Raw genomic sequence first — 25539 nt, forward strand, 5'->3', positions numbered from 1 at the left:
AAGCTTAAATATTTTGATAATGATAGATATATTACTACTGAGACTTTACTAACAAACGATACTCCTAGGTTTGCTACGCCTCATACTGATACATAAAACATGAATGTCCGCTTTAAAATGTTTATGAATATGCGGGTGCGAGATTTTTAGTGGCTTAACTATGAATATGTTATTATGCGCTCAATTATTTTACTGAATGCTTTTCTCATACTTCTATGTCAAATTCTGCTTCTTGCTTTACATTATTTTCTCAAAATATTGATGCTCTCGCGCTTCCTGAAAAGTTTACTTTCCCTTTTTATTACGAGCCGCAACCATTAGCTGTAGCAGCCACTAAACAATTACAGCAACAACTTGAAACGTTAGCGCATTTAAAAGCAGAAAATGCAGGTAAAATGTTTGGGGTTTTAGTGGTGCAAAATGCTAAGCAACAATTAGGCTTTTTAAGCGCTTATTCGGGGCAAATTGAAGGTGATAAAGGCAATATTAGCTTTGTGCCGCCTGTTTCTAGCATGCAGCTGCAAGACGATAGCTATTTGGCTCAAAGTAAAATAATTAACGATATTAATGCTCAAATTGAGCAATTAGAAAATAGCGAACAACTGCATGAAGTTAATAGCAAACTTGATGATGCAACACAGAGCTACCAGCAAGCGCTATTAGCTCAACAGGCAGTAATGCAAGCCGGTCGTCAGCAACGAAAAACACAACGTACCGAAGGTGAATTAGAGCTTAGCGAAAGTGATTTTGAGCAGTTAAAAAATAAGCTTGCAGGGCAAAGCATCGTAGAAAAAAAGCAACTGCTGGCACTTAAAGCCTATTGGCAAAATATAATCGAGTCACTGCAGCAAACACACATCAATATTTCTGATGAAATTGCTCATTTAAAAAAGCGCCGTAAAACGCTTTCTAAAAGCTTACAAAAAAAGTTATTTGCTCAGTACCAGTTTTTAAATGCAAATGGTGAAACTACAGACTTAAATGCCATATTCGCAGCATTACCTGAGCACACTCCTCCTTCGGGTGCTGGCGATTGTGCAGCGCCTAAATTATTACAATACGCCTATAAACATGACTTAAAGCCACTTGCTATGGCTGAGTTTTGGTGGGGAGCAGCACCTAAATCAGCAATTAGGCAGCATAAAAACTACTACCCTTCTTGTTACAGTAAATGCCAACCAATACTTGGGCACATGCTAAAGGGTTTAGAAGTTGAAGATAACCCGCTACTTATTAACCCAGCTCAGGGTAAAGATTTAAGTATTGTTTATAAAGATGACGACTTACTTGTGGTAAATAAGCCCGCTGAGTTTTTATCAGTGCCTGGCGTTAATATTGATGACTCAGTTTATATGCGCATAAAAACGCAGTTTCCAGAGGCATCAGGGCCACTAATTGTACACAGATTAGATATGTCGACTTCTGGGTTATTGATGATTGCACTTAATAAACGCGTGCACAAAGCACTGCAAAAGCAGTTTATTGAACGCACCATAGATAAACGTTATGTAGCATTAGTTAATGGTAACGTAGCTGAGGATAGCGGAGTAATTGATTTGCCCTTAGTGCTCGACTTTGATGATAAACCGCGCCAAATGGTGTGTTACACACACGGTAAGCCATCACTTACTACCTGGCAGGTTTTAGAGCGTAACAACAATATTACCCGATTACAGTTATACCCTAAAACAGGGCGAACTCATCAATTAAGAGTGCATTGTGCGCACAGCTTAGGTTTAAACATGCCAATTATAGGCGACACACATTACGGGCAAAAAGCCGAACGATTACATTTACATGCAGAATACTTAGCATTTACTCACCCAATTACGCTTAAACGATTAGAGTTTGAAGTAGCCGCAGATTTTTAATAAGACACTTGGCTATAACAGCTATATTATTCAATGTGTTGGTTTTTATTAATTTAATTGATATTGTTTGTGGTCTTTTTCTTCAATGATGAGTATAAAAAACTGTTCAAACCCAAGTTTATTAAGCACTGTGAATAAGTATTTCAATAATAAAAATAAATCAGCAAAGGATTAACATGGCTAACAATACACAAATAAAGATTTTAGGTAATACTTTATGGGCAAAGTATATTGTTCTCCTTTTATTTTTACTTTTTAGTAAACTTGCCTCTGCTAACGGCGTTTCATTAAATGCAACTTCACATGCGCTAGACTTTGACACGACTCAAACTCTCATCAATAACATAAAACTAAATGAATTAGACTATCTTCAAAATGAAGACAAACTCACTCAAGCGTTTAAAATAAGCAAAGATCAAAATTGGGAAAAGCTTCATCTAGAAGCGGCCGCTTTGTATGCGGAGTTACTTTTTAGACAAGAAAAATACGCAGCATTAAATACTCACTTATCCTATTACTTAAAGAACAAAGAGTTACCAAACCAAAAAAGTGTGTATTTATTATTTCTCGAATCACAACTCAAGTCTCTAGCGAGGGATGCAAACCCAGCTCCAGCACACACGCTAGCCACAAAATTAGAAGAGAGCTTGCAGCAGCATTCATCTAAAGAAAAAATTATTATTTTACGAGCACTTGCTTACTATTACACCGATACAGATGCATTGAAAAAGACCCTAAATGTTGCACTAGAGGGGTTAGAATTAGCATTAAAAGATGACGATTCAGCATCTCAAGGATACTTTTTTAGAAAAATAGCCGATGCATACAATTATCTAAACGAAAAAGACAAAGCCGTATATTATGCAAAAAAAGCGGTTGCGGCATATGAGCAAACACAAGATGGGCTTTTTACCTCAAAAGCATATTGGAGTTTAGGCAATGTATTGCTGGAGATTAAAAAACCTAAAAATGCCTTAATATACCTAGACAAAGCATTGCTCTATTTCAAAAAAGTTAATATGCAAAAAGGCTTAACCTTTGCTCAGTACTCAATTGCTAGCATTGAGTACTTACAAGCCAACTACGATAAAGCTTTAACTTTAACTAAAGAGAACATTGAGCTTGCTCGTTCTGCAGGTGTTTATGATATGCAACTCGCATCGCTCATTTTGTTAGCTGACATATATATAAAACTAGATTTACTTGATCAAGCAAATGAAGCAAACGATGAGGTGTTTTTAAAATTAGATAAATTCAGCCGCAGTATTTATAAAGCCGATTTTTTAAGTAAACGCTATGAGCTAAAACGACGCCTTAACCACACTGACGAGGCTTTTGAAGCAATTGAACAAAAGCTCCTTTATACAAAAAAACACTACGAAGCAACAAGCGAAAATAATATAAAAACACTACAGATACAGTTTGAAGTAAAAGAAAAAGAAGAAAAAATACAGCAACTAGAGTACGCAAAAGATATTAGTGAGCTACAAGCTAAAGAAGAATATCATCAAAAAATAATTTGGCGACTTAGCGCTGCTATTGCGTTTATTTTAGTGATTGCTTCGTTATTTTTATTTTATCGACAAGCTCGACAACGTCAAAAGTATCACGATATTTCATTAACAGATTACCTAACAAATTGCCCTAATCGCAGAGGAATAATGCGCGCAGCAGAAGCAAAACTTGGTGAAGGTAAAATGACTATAGCAATTGTTGACTTAGACTACTTTAAAAAAGTTAACGACCATTTTGGTCACGATGTTGGCGATTTAGTTCTTATTGCCTTTGCAAAAGCTGCAAGAGAAACACTCTGTGATGATCATCAGTTTGGCCGTTACGGCGGCGAAGAATGGTTATTTGCACTAAATACGGCTGATGAACGAATAATTCGCGATATATTTAACCGACTCGCCATTAGCTTCGCCGAGCATTGCAGTAATATAGAAGACTTTCCTACAGATATAAAAATTACTTTTAGTGCAGGAGCCTCTGTAAGTAGCCCTTTAAAAAGCACACTAGATATTCTTATTAAGCATGCAGATAAATTACTTTATAAAGCAAAAGAAAACGGAAGAAACCAAGTCGTGGTTGATTAAATAAACACAGCTAAAAGTATTGGCTCATTTACTTGACTAAAGTTCGTCTAAAACCATTTGCTTAATTTTATGTGCTTTTACAAAATGATCTAATTTATGGGTGTGTATCCACCAAGTAGCAGCCTCCATAAGTAGCTCTGGGTCGTCGTTTTTATTAGCAAAAAATGCATAAAAAGAAAGCCCTACATTTTCTCCTTTAACTGCTATTTTTTTATCGCATACGGTAATTATTTTTGCTCTTAGTTCTTCCCTCATACATACCTTATTTAGTTATATTTTTACTGTATATGTACTATTGAAATACACCATTTAAAAAGCTAACGATTAGCTGCAAAAGGCTTCTATCAACCAAGCCATGATTCTCAAGCTCTTTATTAGGCGTATTTACTTTTGCAGCTTTGCATTCATTATCTAATGTTTCATTTTTACGTGTATCGGTTTCGTATGCAATATCTGCTTGTTCCATACATTTTGCCGAGCCTACGTAAGGCTGTGCCGCACAAGCGCTTAATAATAAAAAAAGTGGAATTACTATCAATAATTGCTTCATAACTAATCCTATTTTTACGCAACTTATTTAATTTACAGCTGCAAGTTAGCCTATTTACTTTCTACCACCATTACAAAAAATTCAAAAAAGAACGTACCGATGGCATCAAAAAAAGAGTCATTTTTATCATCCTTTTTAATTTGTGCGCTAATGCATTGATTATAAACTTCTGAGCTTGTTTGAGCGCCATTTCGATCAACCATTTCAGCCTCTTCAATGCATAAGTTAGGGTCAGAACGCGGGGTTGTACTACAGGCACTTAGTAAAGCGCACAGCAATAATGCGGCGATGGGGCTTTTTATGTTCATCCTTAAACTATCCTATTCAGTTAACGTGCTACCTGCATTTATACCGATTGGTATTATATGTGGGAGTAATACATATAGGTTGTACCTAAATAATGTTGCTACTTTATCACTGCAATAAAATAAACAACCAGTAAATATTTGTAAGGTTCTGTAGGGATTTATACTCCCTTTATAATTGAACTATGTAAAATCCTGAAATTATTGCATTCATATCACTGTAAAATTTACAGTGATATGAGCATAAAAATAAAAAATAAAAATAAAAGCAATAAAATACATCAACTTAATATTTGGCATTTAGTTTGCACATTAGTGATATAAGCAAATAAATTGTAAAAGGACTAGTTATGAATATTTTTGAAGCACTACGTCATGACCATGACAAACAACGAGAATTGGTAGATGCGCTTATTCAAACACACGGCGACACAGAGCAGCGCCACACGCTAATGGATGAGCTAAAAACAGAATTAGAAAATCACGCAAAATTTGAAGAACGTTACTTTTATAACCCACTTATGTTTGATGACTTAACTCATGAAAAAGCGCGCCACAGCGTAGCTGAACATCACGAAATTGATGAATTAATTGAACAACTTGAAGATACCGAAATGAGCTCGTCTGCATGGTTAGTTGCAGCTAAAAAGCTACACCATTTGGTACATCATCATTTAAGTGAAGAAGAACACGAAGTGTTTCAATTAGCGGGTAAAGCACTTACCGAAGGGCAAAAAGAGAGCCTTGCTGAGCAATACAACGACGCAATGCATTAGTTGTAAACACGCAAACCGACTTCCACACACTCCCTGTGTACTTATTGGTTATAAGCCTTATGGCTTATAACCAATTTTTTTTGCATGTACTTTATTACTTTACAGTAAATTTCACGTCTTGGTCGCGTAATAAGTAAAGTGCAAAACACGCAGCCCACATTGGCCATGCAGTAAAGAATAATAAGTTATTAAAGCCATCTATGTACTGGTTGTAAGAAGAAAGCGTAGATAAGCCATGCATTACAAAAATGATACCGTACGTTATACGCTTTTTAATACCTGCTAAAAATGCTAAAACAAGCACTAACTGCACCGCACCAATAATGTAAGCCACTATATCTGTAGAGCCACTAATACCGTAAAAATGTTCAAAAATACGTGCGCTATGCCCAGGATTAACAAACTTATCGAATGTCCACATAACCATTACAATAAACACGCCTAAACGCAAAGATAAAAGTGACCACTGCAAACGGTTTTGCACATCAGAATTCATTGAACCTGTCATAAAATTTCCTTAAATGAATATTAATAAACGTAGAAGTAACCTAGACCGTATAAGTTATTTTTTATTTCAAAAATTTTTAATTAAATTCATTAGTTAAGCCATGCAGTACTAAAAGTGAAGCTTATTTAAGTAATTTAAAAATGCTGCATAAAAGTTAACTCTTTTAAAATGTTAGCAGGTTGAAAGTAGTCTATAATTAAAAATTCTATTAAAAGCATATATTTACATTCAGTCTAGTACAATCGCTGTATTAATATTTTATCAACTAATAAAACAATACTACTTAATTACCATCTTTATAATGCATCTGTTTTGTTATGTTCTAAAAAACAAAAAGAATCAAAATTTTACTGAAAGTTATTTTTAATCCTTTCGGTCTTTATCGCCAACAACATTTTAACCGTAGAGAGAAAACGTTTGAAACACGCATATTTAGCACTTTCCCTAGCCACCATATTAAATACACCACTTAATGCTTTTGCAGCCGAAGAATCAAAAACAGCAAAAGAAGGCGCAATTGAGCGTATTGAGGTGGCAGGCCAAGTTATTAAATCTCAAGGTCTTTCGGTTAAAAATGCCACTGTAGACGGCCCTTTTGGCGACAACTTAGCTCTACGAGATATAGCCCGTTCAGTAACACCAATTTCAAGCGAGTTAATAGAACAACTCAATATTACGACTTTACAAGACGTACTTGCAGTCAGCCCTAATACCTATTCAGCCAGTGGTTTTGGGGCACCAAGTTTACCTACTATTCGTGGGCAACTAGGTGAGCTTTTCCAAGATGGTACACGCCGCCAAGCAGGTAATAATGGCTTTGGCGTGCCGTTATCGTTCAACTCTATAGAACAAATAGATGTAGTAAAAGGCGCGCCACCGGTATTATTTGGTTCAAGCCAACGCAACGGTGGTTTTGTAAACTTACATTCTAAAAAAGCATCAACTGACGACAGTAAAGGCAAAGCAACGGTATCGGCAGGACGATGGGATCAGTACAGCGTTTTAGTTGATTACAGTGCACCTATAGTAAAAGACAAAGTAGGTTTTAGAGTAAGCGCTGAACACATTGATAACGGCAGTTACTACGACTTTTCGGGCACGAAAAGCGACAGCCTATTTGCAGCACTTAGGGTGTTACCTGATGACAAGAGCAGCTGGGATATTAACTTTGAGTTATACCAAGTTGAATTTACCGATAACGCAGGTATTAACCGCCCTACTCAAGCGCTAATAGATAATGGCCTTTATATTACCGGCCAAGGCGTGCAAGTAAATGGCAGTACAGTTCCAGCGGCAGGTTCTATTGTTTCACCTACTGGGCAAGTAAAAATAGACCGTAGTACAGTACTTACCGACCCTGACAATCAAAACGAAGCCACTACTTATTTACTACACAGTATTTATAAGCGTGAACTTTCAAACAACGCATCAATAAAAAACATTACGTATTTTCAGCACTTACAACGCGAAGAAATTGCACAAAATAGCTTTGTTGAAATTATAGATGGTGCCGATACCGCGCAGAACCGTACCGAACTGACTTACCAATGGAGCAACGAACAGCAAACAATTTTTGCTTTTGATGTGCGTTACAACCGCGTGCTAGGCTACAGCCAATTTACAACAGAAGCCGACCTACCTATTGATTTAACTGGCCCAATTTCAAATCGCCGCATTCCTTTAACTGATTCACAACAAGCGCGTTTAATTGAAATTAGCCCAGGTGTATTTGTATCCCCTGGTGGTCAGTACGATATTAATAACGATGGCAGCGGCGACTTTAACTTATCAGACACTACCGATTCGCGCTCATGGCAAACGGGTTTTGCTATTCAGCAAGATTCAGATTGGACAGATAAGTTTCATACAAGTGTTGGCTACCGCATTGATTTTTATGACGTAGACGCGCACGACCCAATAGCACCAGAGGGTGAAATTGCAGCGAGCGATAGCATTAACGATAAGCTACATTCGGGGCAAGTAAGCTTTAATTACCGATTAAATGGTGATTACACCACTTATGGTGCAGCAAGTTACAACGAAGCCACATCAAATAGCATGGCTGGCGGCACGTCTCTTGGTGGTGACAACACGATTAGCGCGCAAAACTTTTCAACCGAAAATACCTTAGTTGAATTCGGTTTAAAATACGCACCAACCGACAGTGATTGGTACGCCGATGGTGCAGTGTTTAGCCAACGTCGTAGTTTACGTAATCGCGATGGTAGTAATACCGGCATTCGTACTACCGGCTTTGAAAGCCAAGTATTCTATGATGCTTACCCTTATTGGTTAAGTGCCGGCTACAGCTATATTGACGCTCGCTACGATAATTCTGCAAGTAGCCAAGATTCAGCGCAAGTAGCAGATGCATTTGACAACTCACGTCCAGATATTATTGCAGGTACCAGTGTTGGCGCACCTAGCTTTACCGCGTTTGCACCTTCAAACCGCCAAGTTCAGGGCATCCCTGAGCAATCTTTCAGCTTTAACGGAAATTATTCAATTAATTCGAAATGGCAAACGGGTTTTTCAGGTCTATATACAAAGAGTTACCCATTAGACTTTTTGGCGACAGTAAAAATTCGTGATCAGTACACCCTAAACGTAAATACTAGCTATGCTTTTACGCCTAATACCAAGTTACGATTAGATGTGAACAACGTGACGAATCAAAAAAACTGGCGCCCAGTATTTGAAGGCGGTTACTTTGGTGCAACTTTAGCTTTTCCTGAGTTGCCAATTAACGCCAAGTTAACCCTTACGCATAGTTTTTAAGAGAGAGAACATGATTAAAAAAATATTTCTATTATTGATTGCAGCGGCCGCCGTCGGCCTGTTCTTTCATTTTGACTTACACCAACTACTTACGCTTGATGGCTTAAAAGGATCGATGGATCAGTTTAACCAATACAAAGAGCAGTCACCGTTACTCGTTATTGGTGGGTTCTTTTTACTATACGTAGTAGTTACTGCTCTCTCTTTACCAGGCGCCGCTATTTTAACACTTGCCGCAGGTGCATTGTTTGGCTTAGTTGAAGGCTTATTGGTTGCATCTTTTGCCTCAACTATTGGCGCAACACTTGCCTTTTTAGTATCGCGTTACTTACTACGTGACACTATTAAACAACGTTTTCCTGAGCGATTAGCCGCCATTGATGCAGGCGTTGAAAAAGAAGGTGGATTTTACTTATTTACGCTTAGATTAGTGCCGGTGTTTCCGTTCTTTTTAATCAACTTACTAATGGGTGTTACTTCAATAAAGTCTTGGACTTACTACTGGGTAAGCCAAGCAGGTATGCTCGCCGGTACATTTGTATTTGTTAACGCAGGTACACAACTGGCGCAAATAGAAAGCTTATCTGGAATTTTATCATTCAACTTAATCTTATCATTCGCTTTATTGGGTATATTCCCATTCATTGCAAAAGGAATCTTAAACGTGTTTAAAAAGCGTCGCGTATACAAAAACTACACTAAGCCTAAAAAATTCGACCGTAACATGATTGTTATTGGCGCAGGCGCAGGTGGTTTGGTAACAAGTTATATAGCCGCAGCTGTTAAAGCAAAAGTAACCCTTATTGAAGCGGGCGAAATGGGCGGTGACTGTTTAAACTATGGTTGTGTTCCAAGTAAAGCAGTCATTAAAAGCGCTAAAATTGCAGAGCAAATTCGCCATGGTGAAAACTACGGCCTAGAAAACGCAACACCGCAGTTTTCGTTCAAAAAAGTAATGGCACGTGTACACAAAGTAATTGCAGATGTAGCACCACACGACAGTGTTGAGCGCTACACCGACTTAGGCGTAGATGTTGTAAAAGGTTACGGTAAATTAATCGACCCGTGGACTGTAGAAATTAAACTTAACGACGGTGGCACGCAAACACTCACCGCTCGTACTATTGTGATTGCAACTGGCGCACGCCCATTTGTACCGCCACTACCTGGTATTGAAGAAACAGGCTATGTAACAAGCGATACATTGTGGAATAAATTTGCAGAGCTGGATGAGGCACCTAAAAAATTGGTAGTACTAGGTGGCGGTCCAATTGGTAGCGAATTAGCACAAAGCTTTGCACGCTTAGGTTCAAGTGTTACGCAAATTGAAATGAGCGAACGCATCATGATCAAAGAAGACCTTGAAGTGTCTACTTTTGCTCACGAAGCGTTAACCGAAAGTGGCGTTAATATTTTAACATCGCACCAAGCACTTCGCTGTGAAACGCGCGATGGTAAAAAATATATTGTTGTTAAGCATGACGACAAAGAAATAGATATTGAATATGACGAGCTATTATGTGCCGTTGGTAGAAGTGCGCGCCTTAAAGGTTATGGCCTTGAAGAGCTGGGCATAGAAACAAACCGTACTGTTGTAACTAACGAATACTTGGAAACGCTATACCCAAATATTTTTGCAGCAGGCGATATTGTAGGTCCATACCAGTTTACACATGTGGCAGCCCACCAGGGTTGGTATGCAGCGGTAAATGGCTTATTTGGTAACCTTAAAAAGTTTAAAGTAGATTACCGTGTTATTCCGTGGACTACGTTTATTGACCCAGAAGTTGCACGTGTTGGCTTAAACGAGCAAGACGCAAAAGACAAAGGCATAGATTACGAAATTACTCGCTTTGAATTTGAAGAGCTAGACCGCGCAATTACCGACAGCGCTACAAAAGGCTTTATTAAAGTGATTACACCCAAAGGCAAAGACAAAATACTCGGTGTTACCGTGGTGTCTGAACACGCTGGCGATTTGATTGCTGAGTTTGTACTGGCAATGAAACACGGCTTAGGCCTTAATAAAATACTCGGTACTATACACAGCTACCCTACTTGGGCTGAAGGTAACAAATACGCAGCAGGCGAGTGGAAACGCGCTCATGCACCTGAAAAAGTGCTTAACATGCTTGAAAAATACCATACTTGGCGTCGAGGTTAATTATGTTTAAAACACCTCTAAAAGCATTACTACTTGGTTCGGCTTTAGTTGTAACATCGTTTACAACGTCATTTTCGGCCCAAGCCCAAAATATGCACGATAGCTGGAATGCATTGTTAAATAAGCATGTTGTCGCTATTAACCATAATCACAGTACTGAGGTTGATTACGCTGCCATAAAACGTGAGCATGCACAGCTAAAAACGTATTTAGATTCGTTAACAGCTGTAACGCAAAGCGAATTTGACGCATGGGAAAAGCCTAAGCAACTCGCTTTTTTAATCAATGCTTATAATGCGTGGACTGTTGAACTTATATTGACAAAGTACCCAGATCTTAAATCAATTAAAGACTTAGGGAGCTTTTTTAGCTCACCATGGAGTAAAGAGTTTGTGCCATTACTTGGCAAAACTCGCAGCCTTGATGATATAGAGCATGGTTTAATACGTGGCAGCGGTAAATACAACGACCCACGTATTCACTTTGCAGTAAATTGCGCGAGTATTGGTTGCCCAGCGCTTCGAGAAGAGGCCTATACAGCCACTGATTTAGAGAGCCAATTGCAAGAGCAAACAGTGCGCTTTTTATCAGATATGACACGCAATATGGCTCAAGAAAATACGCTAAGCGTGTCTTCAATATTTAAATGGTACGGCGATGACTTTGAAAAAGGCTTTAGAGGTGCAAACACGCTACAGCAGTTTTTCTTGCAGTACAGCGATGCGCTTAAACTGATACCCGCTCAGCAAAAAGCACTTGAAAATGATGACATGAAAGTTAAATTTTTAGACTACAACTGGGATTTAAATGTTCGCCATTAAGTTTTGGCAAACACTGGCGCGATACAGCTTTTGCTGTGTCGCGTTTTGCGTTTGTACAATCGCAAATTTAGCTGCTTTTTCGAGCATTGCGTTTGCTAATACCGTTATTAACTCAAATAATAAAAGTAATTTAGTAATAAACACACAACAGGGATCTCGCTGGCAACAAGCTCAAGCACTTGGTAGCAATCAAGATGTGTACTTTTATGCATGGGGTGGCGACGCGCAAATAAATGCTTATATTCAATGGGCAGCGCAGCAAGTTAAAACTAAGTACAACATTAACCTGGTACATGTAAAATTAAGTGACACCAGCGAAGCAGTAAGCCGTGTACTTGCCGAAAAATCAGCAAATAATAACAACCAAGGCAGCGTAGATTTAATGTGGATCAACGGAGCTAACTTTGCCACCATGAGTGAACACTCTCTGCTTTTAAAGCAATGGGCGAATAAACTCCCCTACTTTGCATTAACCGATCCGGCTAATAACCCTGCTGTAACATTTGATTTTGGTTTACCTACCAATGGGATGGAGGCGCCATGGGGGCAAGCGTCACTTACGTTTTATTACGACAGCATTGCAATAAATGGTAAGGCAAACAATAAATTGCCGACGACATTAAACGAATTATTAAACTGGAGCGCACAAAACCCTGGCCGCTTTAGTTACCCAAAGCCGCCTGACTTTTTAGGTATGAGCTTTTTAAAATACGCCTTAGTTGTGCTGCATAAGCACAGCAGCGAAAACATTAAAGCGCAGCTAAACCAACCAGCTACAACTAAAAATACGGCGCAAGTGTTAAATCCACTGTGGGACTTTTTAGATAAACTACACCCAACTCTTTGGCGTGCTGGCACTCATTTTATGCAAAGTGGTGCTCAAATGCGCCGCTTAGTAGACGATACAGAGCTGAGTTTAGCCTTTACTTTTTCAGCACCTGAAGTACCGGCAGCTGTAAAACGCTATGATTTACCAAACAGCATTCGCAGTTACGCAATGAGTGATGGCAGTTTAAGTAATACCCATTTTGTGGCAATCCCTTACAATGCAAGCCACCAGCAAAGTGCGCAATTAGTGGCTAATTTTTTAATGAGCCCTGAGGCGCAAGCTGAAAAACAAAAAGCGCATATATGGGGCGATAAAAGCGTACTTATTCAATCAACGTTAACGCCTGATCAGCAAGCCTTATTTAAAACAGCTAAACCACATCCAAGTGCACTGCCTTTAAACAGTATTAAACGCACATTGAGCGAACCTCATCCAAGCTGGGTAAACGCCATTATGCAAGGTTGGCAAACCCGTTATGGAGTAAGCCAATGAGCGTTATTTCAAAAAGTGTACCTATTAATACCAAAGCAACAACGCAGTGCAGCACCGATATGTTTACGCGCATTGTAAAATTTAGCCCGCGATTTTTACTCGCTTTACTTATACTACCCGTACTTGGTGGCTTAATTAGCGTATTGCTGCCTGCCTTTGGTTATGCGCCCGTACTTGAGCAAACAACGTTTAGCTTGCAAGGTTTTAATGCCCTTTGGCAAACACCCGGCCTTACCCAAATGGTTACCTTAAGCGTTGCAACGGGCTTAATAAGTACTCTGCTTGCATTTATCATTACCTTAATGATTTTAGCTGCGTTTTTTAATAGCCCGTGGCTTAACCAAATTCAGCGTTTATTGAGCCCTATATTAGTTATACCTCATGCCGCCGCGGCTATTGCGGTAGGGTTTTTAATTGCCCCTTCAGGTATGATTTCACGCTTAGCGTCGCCTTGGTTAAGCGGCTGGGAACTTGCGCCAAACGGCATGTTTCCGCATGATTCATTCGGTATTAGTATTATTTTAGGCTTAACACTAAAAGAGCTTCCCTTTTTATTATTAATGGCACTGGGCGTACTTGCTCAACCTGAGCTTGGCAAAAAATTACGCCAACAACATAAGGTTGCGCTTAACTTGGGTTATTGCCCAATGACCGCCTTTTTTAAAGTAATACTGCCAAGTCTTTATCCGCTGCTGCGTTTGCCCCTTTTAGCCGTGCTTGCCTATGCAAGTGCCAGTGTAGAAATGCCACTCATTTTAGGCCCAAATACACCACCCACGTTGGCCGTTGCAATAATGCATTGGTTTAATGATGTTGATTTAAACCTGCGTATTAAAGCCTCAGCAGGTGCTTTATTACAACTGGCTGTTACAGGCGGTTTGTTAGCCCTTTGGCTTGGCTCAGAAAAGGCCGTAAAAGTGCTATTTAGCGACTCACTCACTAATGGAGTGCGCGAATACGGCGGATTTTATTGGCAAAAAATAACGGTCGTACTTACCACATTAGTAATTAGCTTTATACTGTTGTCGCTTATTGGTTTAGTTATGTGGTCGGTTGCAGGCTTTTGGCGCTTTCCAGATGCAATGCCTGAGCAATTTACACTACTGCATTTTGAAAGTGCGCTAATGCAAATGAGCAGCCCGCTTTTTAATACCCTAGCAATCGGTTTAGTAACCACATTATTTGCCATTATTCTTACTTTATTGTGCTTAGAATCAGAGCAATTGAGCGACAAACCGATTTCTCGTTTTACCAGTTTAATTATTTACTTACCGTTATTAGTACCCAGTATTGCCTTTTTGTTTGGGCTAGTATGGATACAACAATTGGTAAATAACCAAGCCGCATTTTTTAATGTGGTACTTACGCATTTACTGTTTGTGTTGCCTTATGTGTTTTTGTCACTTGCGAGCAGTTATAGGCGCTTAGATCCTCGTTTTGCTCATGTTGCAGCAAGCCTAGGCGCAGCGCCATGCAAGGTGTTTTTTAAAGTAAAACTACCTCAGTTGTTTGCCCCTATTTTAATTGCAGCCGCACTGGGCTTAGCAATTAGTTTTGGACAATACCTCCCCACGCTTTTAGCTGGTGGCGGGCGCATAACCACAATAACAACCGAAGCCGTTACGCTTGCCAATGGCGCAAGCAGACGCACCAGTGCCGTGTACGCTATTATGCAAATGGCGTTGCCGCTTATTGGATTTATACTGGCATGGGGTTTACCTAAATATTTTTTCAAAAGTGCACGTATTTAAAAGTGCACATATTTAAAGCACCCATGTTTAACACTATCAGGGTTAAGGTTTTTTAATGCAGTCATCGTTACAGATTAAAAATTGTCAGCTTTATCGCCAAAATGAGCTGTTACTTAGTTTAAACGAGCAAGTTAATGGCGGTGAAATTCTGACTATTATGGGCCCATCAGGCAGTGGTAAATCAAGCTTATTGAATTGGCTTACGGGTACTTTACCAAGTAGCTTTAAGGCCAATGGAGAGGTGTGGCTTAATGGTCAAAATATCGATAACACCCCTCCACACTTGCGCCATATTGGAGTGCTTTATCAAGACGCTTTATTGTTTTCCCATTTAACTGTTGCTGGTAACATTGCCTTTGCAATGCCAAAAGGCAATAAAAAACAACGCCTTGAAAAAATAGAACACGCACTTGAGCAAGTAGGTCTTAAAGATATGGGCAATCGTCACCCCGATAACTTATCGGGCGGGCAGCAAGCCCGTGTTGCATTATTACGTATGCTGCTGAGCGAACCTAAAGCCATTTTACTCGACGAACCCTTTAGCAAACTCGACACCCAACTGCGTGTTGATACACGCGAACTCGTGTTTAGCCAAATACGCGATCATAAGCTACCTGCAATTATGGTAACTCATGACCATAGCGACGCCGACGCTGCAAATGGCAAACTCATTACTTTAAGTAGCGCACTTTAAATACATAGCTTTAAACGCATAAGGCAATAAACATGCTAGACAAATTTATCACCCCTGTCATTAAGCCTCTTTTAACACCTGTGGTTATGCTTATGCATAAACGCGGCATAACCGCCGATCAGCTAACCGTAGTTGGCTTTTTAGTTGGCTTATTAGCCGTGCCATTACTGGCGTTTGAAATGTGGTACGGCGCATTAGTGGCCATTGCTTTAAATCGAATTTTAGATGGACTTGATGGCGCATTAGCACGTTATGCAAACCAAAGCTCAAGCGCGGGTGGCTTTTTAGATATCACACTCGACTTTTTATTTTACGCGGCTATTCCGCTTGGCTTTATTTTGGCAAACCCTGAGCAAAACGCGATAGCGGGATCGTTATTACTTGCCACTTTTATTGGTACGGGCTCAAGCTTTTTAGCTTTTGCGATTGCCGCCGAAAAATTTAAACTCGAAAAACCGCAATTTAAATACAAAAGCTTTTACTACTTAAACGGTTTAACCGAAGGCACTGAAACAATAGCGCTATTTATTGCATTTTGTATTTGGCCGCAGCACTTTGCTGTTATGGCGAGCATTTTTGCTATTGCATGTGGCATAACTATTTTTACCCGTATACATGGCGGTTATCACACGCTTAAGCAACAAGAAGCCGATGCTAACAAAGCAGCTGAAAACGTGCCTAACAGTGCAAATTCTGAGGTAATAGATGACTAATGAAGTATGGTGGCGACTCGGCTGCTTTTTTAGCATTTTAATTATAATGATGCTGCTTGAAGCGCAAAAACCAGCGCGTAAATCACCAATAAAAAGCAGTACACGTTGGTTTGCTAATTTTGGATTAGTGTTTGCTTCATCAGTTATTGCGCGCTTAGTGGTCCCTATTGGGTTAACCGCTGTTGCACTTTACAATCAAGAGCACGGCATTGGCTTATTTAATCAAATAGCCCTACCAAGCAGTTTAATTATTATATTGAGCATACTTTTACTCGATATATTAATTTATTGGCAGCATAGATTATTTCATCAAGTGCCTATTTTATGGCGCTTGCACCGTGTACACCACGCCGATGCACATGTTGATACAAGTACGGGCTTGCGCTTTCACCCTATCGAAATTGTGCTGAGCATACTTATAAAACTCATTGCAGTAACAGCTCTTGGCGTACCTGCCATTGCGGTACTTATATTTGAAATAGCACTTAATGGTTTAGCATTATTTAATCATGCAAATATACGCCTACCTAATGCCATTGAAGAACCACTGCGTTTAATACTAATGACGCAAATTTTGCATCGAATTCACCATAGCCAAGTGGTTAGTGAAACCAACTCAAACTATGGTTTCAGTGTAATTTGGTGGGATAAATTATTTGGTAGCTATAAAGATAAAGCAAAAAAAGCCGACGCAGATATAAATATTGGCTTAAAAGAATACCCAAGCCAAAAGCAAAATGCGTCCCTTTTGAGGTTACTTACAATGCCTTTTAAAAACAAGTAAAAACAAGTAAAAACAAGCATATTTTATCTCTTACAATACCAATCCACTTAAAATTGCTTTTATGTAGATTGGTATAAACAAAATACTCCTTAAATACTATAAATATACCTGTAACTAACCTTTTAATTGTTAAGTCCTTTCCTACTTTTTTGACGTAAAAAATATTCCGCTCACGCTCCCATCAAAAAACACAAACAACATAACTAATTGTATAAATTGCAATTTATATACAATCTAAAATTGGTAAACTGGTCTTACCGTAAACTAATTGTAAATAAAATAAACAAATATGTTGACCATTTGCGTACTCCACAATATCATTTGTAAGCGCTTACAAAACACAATCTAAAATGTAAGCGCTTACAGCATGAAAAACAAAGCTCAAAAAACAATTAATCTGACAATAATCTGTTGAAACCGGGGTTCAGTTATGAACATTGAAACAACGCACATTACACGTTTACTTGCCGCTATCTCTTTAGTTACGTTAGCTGGCTGTGGTGGTGACTCTGCCACTAAATCAAATTTTGAAAATGTAGATGCCTCTGAGCCAGTATCAGATTGGCAAATGGTTTGGAGCGACGAGTTTGAAGGCTCAGCCATTGATACAAACAAATGGAACTATGAATTAAACTGCGATGGCGGTGGTAACAACGAGAAACAGTGTTACACCGACAGTGAGCAAAATGCATTTATTGCAGACGGTGTGTTAAACATTGTTGCCCTACCCGCTGAAGAAGGTGCAGAAAAACCTTACACTTCAGCGCGCTTAAATACGCGTTACAACGCCGACTTTACATATGGTCGCTTTGAAGTGCGCGCCAAACTTCCATCAGGACAAGGTAGCTGGCCAGCATTTTGGATGCTGCCAACTGATGAAGTTTACGGCACTTGGCCTCGTTCTGGCGAAATAGATGTTTTAGAATCAGTAAACCTTAAAACACCAGATGAAGATGGCGGTATAGAGTCTAGTATCCACGGCACACTTCATTACGGACGTGCGTGGCCAGATAACAGCTACACAGGGCAAGAATACAAATTCCCTGAAGATACTAATCCAGCAGATGATTTCCACACGTATGCTGTTGAATGGCAAGAAGGTGAAATTCGCTGGTACGTAGACGGTTACCTTTATGCAACTCAGCGTCAATCAGAAGTTCGTACTAATGCAAGTGGTGAGGCTGTAGGCCTAAAACATCGTGGTTGGTTTGCAGAATACTTTGAACAAGGTTCTGGCGAACTTACAACGCATTGGGATAGCGCACCATTTGATAAAGACTTTCACTTATTGCTAAACCTAGCAGTAGGCGGTGACTGGCCTGAAAACGTAAATGATTTAGGTGTAGACGCTAGCGCATTTGAAAACGGCCAAACCTTTGCTATTGATTACGTACGTGTTTATCAATGTGCATCAAACCCTGAAACAGGTAAAGGCTGTGAAACTATTCGCCCAGGTTACAATAGCTTAGACGATGCTTTGCTTGAAGGCGATGCACCAATTCCTAGCCCACCTTCGACAGGCATTGCAACACCACTAACTATTTTTGGTGAATCATTTAATCCAAATTGGCCTGCATGGGATTGTTGTGGTGGTTCTACTCCCGCTATTGTTGCAGATGAAACCCAAGGTGATGTAGTTGAATTTGTAGTAGGTGCAGAACCCACTGTAATGGGCTTTATTAGCCGTGAAATTTTTATTACTGACGAAGCAGGAAAAGCCAGCCCGTTTGATGCATCTCCAATGTTGGATGAAGGTTACGTTCGCTTTAAAATGAAAGTAACAAATGCACCAGGCACAGCTGATGCAGCTTGGCTTGTAAAACTTGAAAGTAATGAAGGTTCTAGCGCAGTAGAAATGCCGATTACAGACAGTGTTGAAGGCGTAAGCCCTGTTGTTGGCCAATGGCAAACTTATACATTTTTACTAAAAGATTTAGATGCTGCAGATTTAGATATCAGTGCAATTGATGTGATCATGGTGTTTCCAACATGGGGCGCAGGTGAAGGCGCTGTTTATTTAATTGACGATGTTGAGATTACTCAAGATAACTTAGGCGTATCACCTGAACTTACTATTTTTACTGATGAGCAAAATCTAGCATGGCCAATGTGGGATTGTTGTGGTGGCTCAACCCCTGTTGAAGCTATGGATGATGAAGAACATGGTCTAACTGCAGAGTTTAGCATTGGTGCAGAGCCTACTGTGATGGGCTTTAATAGCCGCACATCGTCAGGTGGCGCAGGCGAATCGTTTGACGCTAGTAGCATTTTAGATGAAGGCGTTATTCAATTTGATTTAAAAGTAACCTCTACTCCTAGCGACCCAGCTACACCGTGGTTGTTTAAAGTTGAGTCAAATGGCGGCGACTCTGCAGTAGAGCTTGAGTTAACGGCAAGTGTTGAAGGCGTAGCGCCAGTTACTGGCGAGTGGCAAACATATACATTTAAATTGTCTGATCTTGCAGCTGCTGGCTTAGATGTAAGTACTATAGATGTACTGATGATTTTCCCAGCGTGGGGTGCAGGTGAAGGCTCTGTTTACCGTGTAGATAACGTTAAGATTTATAATCCAAATGCAGCGCCAGCTGCAACGGGTGAGCTTACTGTATTTAAAGATGCAGCTGCCGATCAGTGGAGTATTTGGGATTGTTGTGGTGGCTCTACACCAACAACAGAAACCGATGATGAAGCGCATGGCGCAGTAGCGCAATTTAGCATTGGTTCTACTGCTACAGTAATGGGCTTTATAGCTGATGAAGACGTATCGTTTGATGCCTCTGCAATACTTGAAAATGGTGTAGTTCAATTTGATATGAAAGTTGTATCAGCCCCTTCAGATATTGACGCTCAATGGCTATTTAAAATTGAATCAATTGGTACATCGAGTGCCGTAGAGCTTGCTTTATCTAGCAGTGTTGAAGGCCAAGTACCTGTAACGGGCGAATGGCAAACATACACCTTCCCTCTTCAGCAATTATTTGATGCCGGCTTAGACATTAGTGCATTAAACGTAATTATGGTTTTTCCTAGCTGGGACATGGGCGATGGCGCGCTTTACCGTATAGACAACGTGATTATTGCAAATCCATAAAACACACACCAATAGGCGCTTAGCGCCTATTGCTACACAACAACATTTTATAAAGCAGAGCTATTATGAACACATTCAATTTTAAAAAGAGCCAACTTGCGGCTGCTGTGTCTCTCATCATTGCTGCGAGCACATTAAACACAGCTATTGCGGCAGAAGCAGAAACAAGCGTTTCATCTGATGTAGAAGTTATTGAAGTAAAAGGTATTCGTGGTTCACTTATTCGTTCTATGGATATGAAACGCGACTCTTCAGGTATTGTAGATGCCATTTCGTCTGAAGAAATGGGTAAATTCCCAGATACCAACTTAGCAGAATCATTACAACGTATTACCGGTGTATCGGTTAGTCGCGCAAACGGTGAAGGTAGCCAAATTACAGTACGTGGTTTTGGTCCAGAGTTTAACTTGATTACCTTAAATGGCCGCCAAATGCCGGGCACAGGTTATACACGCTCGTATAATCTTGAAAACGTTGCCTCTGAGGGCGTAAGTGCCCTTGAAGTTTTTAAAACAGCACGTGCAGACGTGCCAAGCGGTGGCTTAGGTGCAACAGTTAATATTTCTACTGCGCGCCCTTTTCAAAAGCCGGGTCAAAACTTTTCAGCAACCGTTAAAGCAAATCACGACTCGTCAAACGAAGCTGGTGATGACGTAACACCAGAGTTTTCTACTGTTTACAGCAATACTTTTGTAGATGACACTTTTGGCTTTGGTTTTTCGTTTTCGCACCAAGAGCGTGACTTTCAAAAACAAAGTGCCAATATTCAAGGCTGGCAGGCAAACGTAGACTTACCTGAATTAGATAGCAGCAACGTCGTTGATAACCGCACAGACCCTGCAGGTAACTACTACTTCCCTAAAGACATGAATTACTCTATTGAAGATGTAGAACGTGAACGTACAAACGGACAAGTTACCTTTCAATACGCACCGGTAGATGGCTTTGTAGCAACACTTGATTACACTGCAAGTAAAGCAGTTACAGGTTCTCAGAGCATTGGTTGGGGTATTTGGAACGACTTTGGTAGCAATATTAATGGCTACGAGCTTGATGAAAATGGTACGGCTGTTTATGCTGATATTAGCGGTAACGATGCCTCGTTTACAGCCAACAAAGGCACTACAGAAGTAAAAGCACGCTCACTTGGTTTAAACCTAGATTGGGAAATTAGCGACACGTGGCACGTAGAGCTTGATTACCACGACTCTAAAAACGAAACTGATAACGGCGCCGACAATGGGCTGGGAAGTGCCGGCCAAGTAATTTTAGGTTCTGATCAGCTAGCTAATAAAATTTATGATTACCGCACAGGCGAAGTACCCAGTGCACAAGTTAATTGGTTAAATGGCACAAGTGAATTAACGCCTGGCGAAATTGATTCAAACTTTAGTCAATTTACTCACTCACCGGGTGAGTCAAACATTGAACAATTACAGCTACATACAACATGGTATAACGAAAGTTATGACATTGGTTTAGTTAAAGTTAAATTTGGCGCATCACGTACAGAACAAAACACCGGTGGTTACACCGCGTGGAGTGGTTTAGTAGGTGGTCCAGGCTTTAACCCATCGTATACAGAAATATTCCCAGACGGCATGTTTACCCGTCACGATACATCGGGCCTTTTAGATCAATTTGAAGGGGGCGGCAGTGACTTACAACCTGGTTACTACTATACCTACGATTTTGACGAAGCTGTTGCGCGCCAAATTGCTTACTTAACAGCTGATGTGACAGGCGGCGATGCATACGCCGCAAATGCATATATGGATGGTATTGACAGCGAAAGCTACGTAGAAGAAATCACTAATAGCTTTTATGTTCAATCAAGCTGGGAATTTGACGTAAGTAACTACTACGTAAAAGTAAATGCAGGCCTACGCTATGAGCAAACAGATGTAACCAGTACTGTGCGCCAACGCGTTGAAGATCAAGTTAATTGGATCAGCGCTTCTGAGTGGATCATGCAATACGCTGCTGGCGGCGATGATAACTTCTTAGAGCAACAAGGTGATTACGATGTTTTACTGCCTTCAATCGACGTAAGTGTTGATTTAACTGAAGACGTAGTAGCCCGCGTATCTTGGGGTAAAACAATGTCGCGTGCACCTCTAGGTAATTTAGCCGGTGGCCGCAGCTTAACAGGCAGCCCAAAACCGGGTTCTCGTACAGGTAGCCAAGGTAATACAAACTTATTGCCGTTTGAATCAACAAACCTTGATTTATCACTTGAGTATTACTACGCAGAAGGCAGCTACGCATCTGTTGGTTACTTTAAAAAAGACGTTGATAACTTTATTCAAACCACCATTACGCAAACTACTATTGATGGCTTGCACGATATTTTAAACGGCCCTCGTTACTTACAAGCCGTAAGCGATATTGAATCACGTGGTGAGCAAGCAACAACCGACGCTATTTTTGCACAAATGATTGCCAGCGGTTACGGCAATGCAAATGGCGTTATTGAACCAAACAGCGACGATCCGCTAATTACATGGAATATTAGCCAACCGCAAAACACCGACAGTAAATCGGTAGATGGTTTTGAAGTTGCAGTACAGCACTTAATTGGTGAAACCGGTTTTGGTGTTGGTGTTAACGCAACATTTGTAGATGGCGACGTTGAATTTGATAGCGAAAGCCTTGATCAACAAGCACCGCTTACAGGCTTAAGTGACTCAGCTAACTTCCAAGGCTTTTACGAAAAAGACGGCCTATCAGTTAAAATTACTTATGCATGGCGCGACTCGTACCTAATTGGTGTTGGCCAAGCGCAAGGTTCAGCTGATGCGCCTCCGCAATATGCTAAAGCGTATGGCCAATGGGATATGAGCGTTAACTACGATGTAAACGAAAACGTAACGGTATTTTTTGATGGCATAAACTTAAATAATGCAACCGAAGAAGGTTACGGACGTTACGAAGAGCAGTTCTTATTTGCTAATCAATACGGTCCTCGTTACTCAATCGGTGCTCGTTACACGTTCTAACTAAATTTCCTTTAGTAAAAAATGCAAAAAACCGCTCACTGAGCGGTTTTTTATTGTCTAAAGTCATAATTTTTTAATAAATGGTACCAATCTGTTTATATATGGGGTCTATTTAACGTTAAGAAAATTACGCTATAACTAGGCAAAAATTTTTGTACCTAGGGTCTGTTGATCTTTGCGGATTAAAATTTGTTCAAACTAGGGGCTATTTAATCGCGGCGCGAGGTTTGTAACCTAGTGGGCTAAGTAAAAACCGAGCAACAAAGAGTAAATAGCCCCTAGAAAGAACCCTTTGGGCAGCGCCTGTTTGGCATTAATGCTACGTTATCGCCCATTTATGGGGAATAACCACACTACATAGGCTCTGCCTTGCCTAAATACCAAACAGACTGCTGCAAATTTAACCTTGAAAGATCAACAGACCCTAGTTGTTCTAAATAAAAATTTCAGCGACGTTATAGTGCAATTTAATTCACTAAATTGCTCAAAGATTCATACCGGTTGGTATGATTACATATACATACCGCCCGATACCTCAAGTCGTTGGCCTGTCATCCAACGGTTTTCGTCCGCTAATAAGTTAGCAATCATAGGCCCTATATCGTCTGTTACACCAACTCTGCCCATTGCCGTTTGTGATGTAATAAACGCATTTACTTCATCGTTATCACGAACGACGCCATTACCAAAGTCGGTTTCAATTGCACCAGGGGCTACAACATTTACCGCAATATTTTTAGGTGCAAGTTCTTGAGCTAAATACCTTGTCATTACTTCTATTGCACCTTTGGTCATTGCATAAGTAATATGACCGGGTAATGAAAAACGCGTTAAACCACTTGATAAATTAATAATACGACCACCGTTTTTTATAAAGGGCAACAATGTTTGGGTAACAAAAAATACCCCCCTTAAGTTAATATTTATTAACGTATCAAAAGTTGATTCACTTGTGTCTGCAAAACTGCTAGTTAGCCCCACCCCTGCATTATTAATTAAGTAATCAAACTCACTTTGTTGCCAATGAGTCTGCAGGACATTTTGTAGTTGTTGTGCAAAATCCTCAAAGCCGAGCATATCACTTACATCTAATTGCAATGCAACCGCTTTAGAGCCTAGCTCCTGTACTTGCTTTACAACCTCTTTTGCTTCTTTTTCATGACGACGGTAAGTAAAGATGCAATCGATATTTTGCTTTGCAAGGCAAAGCACCGTGCTTTTACCAAGCCCACGATTACCACCGGTGATCACTGCAATTCGTTTGTTCATTGTTATATCCTGTTGAAAATAAAAGCGGGGAGTTAAATAACTTCCAAGCCAGTATATTTTTTCAAGCAACAAAGATAAACAGGCTGAAAAGAGTTACACTGTTCAAAATAAACGAACAATAAACAGTGTTATGAAAGACCTAAACGCAATACGTATTTTTATTAAAGTAGCGCAACTCAGTAGTTTTTCTAAAGCAGCAACAAGCTTAAATCTTCCTAAGTCAAGTGTATCGCAAGCAGTAACCATGCTTGAAAGTACATTAAATACGCGTTTATTACACCGTACTACACGCACTGTAAATATGACTTCAGACGGTGAGCTATTTTATCAACGTGCACTAGGAATTATCAGCGACGCTGACGATTTAAAAAATTTATTTGTAAGTGAGGATAAAGGTTTAACAGGCCGAATACATGTAGATATGCCACAAGCTGTTAGTCGAGATACCATCATTCCAAACTTAAGTTCGTTTTTAAAAATGCACCCAAATCTTGAAATAGAACTTGGCAGCTCCGATAGACGAGTAGATGTCATTAAAGAAGGATTTGATTGCGTAGTAAGAGTGGGCGAACTTACCGACTCATCGTTAATTGCACGACGTTTGGGCAGCTTTAAAGTTTTAAATTGCGTAAGCCGTTATTATGTAAAAAATCATGGTTTACCTAAAACTCTTAACGATTTAAAAAATCATTACATTGTTCGCTACAGTCAAACACTTGGTATCCCTGATCCGGGTTTCGAATATTTAGATAGCAATAATCAATTGCAATCAATAACGATGAAAAGCCAGCTTACTGTTAACTCCTCAGAGGCATATTTAAGCGCAGTACTGAGTGGTTTCGGGCTTATTCAATCACCTATTCACGGTATAAGTAAATACCTTGAATCTGGCGAACTTATACAGGTTTTGCCTCAATACGCGATGCCCGACCTACCAATCAATATTTTGTACCCAAATAGGATCCACCTACCCAAGCGCGTAAGTGCATTTATGCTTTGGCTTGAAGAACAATTGAGCGTCTTTACAAAGTAATAATCTGTGCGTTAT

19 protein-coding genes are annotated in these 25539 nt (G+C 39.9%); 14 read left to right on the forward strand and 5 right to left on the reverse strand.

Annotated features, from left to right (window positions below; all coding sequences use genetic code 11):
- Positions 1-215: 215 nt before the first annotated feature.
- Positions 216-1871 (forward strand): RluA family pseudouridine synthase, encoded by a 1656-nt coding sequence (locus H5089_RS05710; RefSeq protein WP_182711706.1) that lies wholly within the window; start codon positions 216-218, stop codon positions 1869-1871.
- A gap of 176 nt (positions 1872-2047) precedes the next feature.
- Complete coding sequence (locus H5089_RS05715) at positions 2048-3967, forward strand: GGDEF domain-containing protein (protein ID WP_182711707.1); 1920 nt, start codon at positions 2048-2050, stop codon at positions 3965-3967.
- A 36-nt stretch (positions 3968-4003) separates the two neighbouring features.
- Here H5089_RS05715 and H5089_RS05720 read toward each other — a convergent pair whose 3' ends face one another.
- Genes H5089_RS05720 through H5089_RS05730 form a run of 3 tightly spaced genes read right to left on the reverse strand, consistent with a single transcriptional unit; the run spans position 4004 to position 4825 of the window.
- Positions 4004-4222 carry a DUF6500 family protein gene (locus H5089_RS05720; RefSeq protein WP_024600489.1) on the reverse strand — a complete coding sequence of 73 codons (219 nt, stop codon included), beginning with the start codon at positions 4220-4222 and terminating at the stop codon, positions 4004-4006.
- Positions 4223-4259: 37 nt separating this feature from the next.
- The gene (locus H5089_RS05725; protein WP_182711708.1) at positions 4260-4517 is read right to left on the reverse strand and encodes a hypothetical protein; all 258 of its coding nucleotides are present in this window, start codon (positions 4515-4517) and stop codon (positions 4260-4262) included.
- Between the two features lie 50 nt (positions 4518-4567).
- Positions 4568-4825 carry a hypothetical protein gene (locus H5089_RS05730; RefSeq protein WP_182711709.1) on the reverse strand — a complete coding sequence of 86 codons (258 nt, stop codon included), beginning with the start codon at positions 4823-4825 and terminating at the stop codon, positions 4568-4570.
- Positions 4826-5172: 347 nt separating this feature from the next.
- On the opposite strand from H5089_RS05730, the gene H5089_RS05735 reads away from it, so the two are divergent.
- A complete protein-coding gene (locus tag H5089_RS05735; RefSeq protein ID WP_008134499.1) occupies positions 5173-5598 on the forward strand; it encodes a hemerythrin domain-containing protein in 426 nt (141 codons plus the stop codon).
- 94 nt (positions 5599-5692) lie between these two features.
- Here H5089_RS05735 and H5089_RS05740 read toward each other — a convergent pair whose 3' ends face one another.
- Entirely contained in the window at positions 5693-6106 is a 414-nt protein-coding gene (locus tag H5089_RS05740) for a hypothetical protein (RefSeq protein WP_002960120.1), read from the reverse strand.
- Between the two features lie 417 nt (positions 6107-6523).
- Between H5089_RS05740 and H5089_RS05745 the strand changes: the two genes are divergently transcribed.
- The 10 genes from H5089_RS05745 (at position 6524) to H5089_RS05790 (ending at position 23222) form a co-directional block, all read left to right on the forward strand.
- Complete coding sequence (locus tag H5089_RS05745) at positions 6524-8884, forward strand: TonB-dependent siderophore receptor (RefSeq protein WP_182711710.1); 2361 nt, start codon at positions 6524-6526, stop codon at positions 8882-8884.
- 10 nt (positions 8885-8894) lie between these two features.
- Positions 8895-11048: an FAD-dependent oxidoreductase gene (locus tag H5089_RS05750; RefSeq protein WP_182711711.1), complete on the forward strand. Its 2154-nt coding sequence runs from the start codon at positions 8895-8897 to the stop codon at positions 11046-11048.
- A 2-nt stretch (positions 11049-11050) separates the two neighbouring features.
- Complete coding sequence (locus H5089_RS05755) at positions 11051-11869, forward strand: DUF547 domain-containing protein (protein ID WP_182711712.1); 819 nt, start codon at positions 11051-11053, stop codon at positions 11867-11869.
- The gene (locus H5089_RS05760) at positions 11856-13190 is read left to right on the forward strand and encodes an ABC transporter substrate-binding protein (protein ID WP_182711713.1); all 1335 of its coding nucleotides are present in this window, start codon (positions 11856-11858) and stop codon (positions 13188-13190) included. The genes H5089_RS05755 and H5089_RS05760 overlap by 14 nt, the downstream gene beginning before the upstream one ends.
- Positions 13187-14941, forward strand: coding sequence for an ABC transporter permease (locus H5089_RS05765; RefSeq protein ID WP_182711714.1), 1755 nt, complete (start codon positions 13187-13189; stop codon positions 14939-14941). The genes H5089_RS05760 and H5089_RS05765 overlap by 4 nt, the downstream gene beginning before the upstream one ends.
- A gap of 55 nt (positions 14942-14996) precedes the next feature.
- Positions 14997-15635 carry an ATP-binding cassette domain-containing protein gene (locus H5089_RS05770; protein WP_008165767.1) on the forward strand — a complete coding sequence of 213 codons (639 nt, stop codon included), beginning with the start codon at positions 14997-14999 and terminating at the stop codon, positions 15633-15635.
- A 32-nt stretch (positions 15636-15667) separates the two neighbouring features.
- Entirely contained in the window at positions 15668-16348 is a 681-nt protein-coding gene (locus H5089_RS05775) for a CDP-alcohol phosphatidyltransferase family protein (protein WP_182695379.1), read from the forward strand.
- The gene (locus H5089_RS05780) at positions 16341-17132 is read left to right on the forward strand and encodes a sterol desaturase family protein (RefSeq protein WP_182711715.1); all 792 of its coding nucleotides are present in this window, start codon (positions 16341-16343) and stop codon (positions 17130-17132) included. Before H5089_RS05775 ends, H5089_RS05780 begins: the two co-directional genes overlap by 8 nt.
- A gap of 430 nt (positions 17133-17562) precedes the next feature.
- On the forward strand, positions 17563-20223 hold the full coding sequence (locus H5089_RS05785) for a glycoside hydrolase family 16 protein (protein WP_182711716.1): 2661 nt from the start codon (positions 17563-17565) through the stop codon (positions 20221-20223).
- 65 nt (positions 20224-20288) lie between these two features.
- Positions 20289-23222: a TonB-dependent receptor gene (locus H5089_RS05790; protein WP_182711717.1), complete on the forward strand. Its 2934-nt coding sequence runs from the start codon at positions 20289-20291 to the stop codon at positions 23220-23222.
- A 510-nt stretch (positions 23223-23732) separates the two neighbouring features.
- On the opposite strand, the gene H5089_RS05795 is transcribed toward H5089_RS05790, so the two are convergent.
- On the reverse strand, positions 23733-24491 hold the full coding sequence (locus H5089_RS05795; protein ID WP_182711718.1) for an SDR family NAD(P)-dependent oxidoreductase: 759 nt from the start codon (positions 24489-24491) through the stop codon (positions 23733-23735).
- A gap of 130 nt (positions 24492-24621) precedes the next feature.
- Here H5089_RS05795 and H5089_RS05800 point away from each other — a divergent pair, with 130 nt between their 5' ends.
- Positions 24622-25524, forward strand: coding sequence for a LysR family transcriptional regulator (locus tag H5089_RS05800; RefSeq protein ID WP_182711719.1), 903 nt, complete (start codon positions 24622-24624; stop codon positions 25522-25524).
- Positions 25525-25539: the final 15 nt, after the last annotated feature.

This window comes from Pseudoalteromonas sp. SR45-1 (genome assembly GCF_014163655.1).
GTDB lineage: Bacteria > Pseudomonadota > Gammaproteobacteria > Enterobacterales > Alteromonadaceae > Pseudoalteromonas > Pseudoalteromonas distincta.